The 775-nt window shown below is 72.1% G+C and carries 1 protein-coding gene; it reads right to left on the reverse strand.

All coding sequences use genetic code 11. The features are described 5' to 3' along the window. Nucleotides 1-751, reverse strand: a 751-nt coding sequence (locus ACQ0O7_RS45185; RefSeq protein WP_430792112.1) for an acyltransferase domain-containing protein, incomplete at its 3' end; no start/stop codon positions are given. Between the last annotated feature and the right edge of the window lie 24 nt (nucleotides 752-775).

Consider the following 775-nt stretch of genomic DNA (forward strand, 5'->3'; position numbering starts at 1 on the left):
CCCAACCCACCGACAACCCACACACCCACGCCTCACCCAACGACCGCAACAACCGACCCACCCCACCATCACCACGACGCAACGTGTCGACGGTGACCACCGGCCGGCCGCCACTCTCGACGTCGGCGACGGCCGGAGTCAGCACCGGATGCGGCGACACCTCGACGAAGCGGGCGTGGCCGGCCGCGGCCAGGGTCAGCACGGCACTGTGGAACTCGACGGTGCGCCGCAGGCTCTCGTACCAGTAGCCCGGGTCGAGCTCCGGACCGGTGATCGCCTCCCCGGTCATCGCGGAGACCATCGGGATCGCCGCCTCCCGTGGCGTGATGCCGTCCAGGGCGGTGAGGACCGGCCCCCGGATCTCCTCCACCTGGGCGCTGTGCGAGGCGTAGTCCACCGGGATCATCCGGGTCCGCACCGATCCCTCGCAGGCCGTCTCCAGCTCGCGCAAGGCGCCCGGCTCACCGGACACCACGGTGGCGGCCGGCCCGTTGACCGCGGCGACCGACAACCGGTCACCGAACGGGGCGAGCACCTCGCGGACCACGCCGACCGGCGCGGCGACCGACAGCATCCCACCGCGTCCTGCCAGCACCTTCAGGGCGCGGCTGCGCAGCGCGACAACCTTGGCCGCGTCCTCCAGCGACAGGATCCCCGCCACCGCGGCAGCCGCGATCTCACCCTGCGAATGACCCACCACCGCATCCGGCTCCACACCCGCGGCACGCCACACCGCAGCCAAAGAAACCATCACCGCCCACAACGCCGGCTGCAC

Origin of the sequence: Actinoplanes sp. G11-F43, assembly GCF_050589265.1 — a bacterium.
Classification (GTDB): Bacteria; Actinomycetota; Actinomycetes; order Mycobacteriales; family Micromonosporaceae; genus Actinoplanes.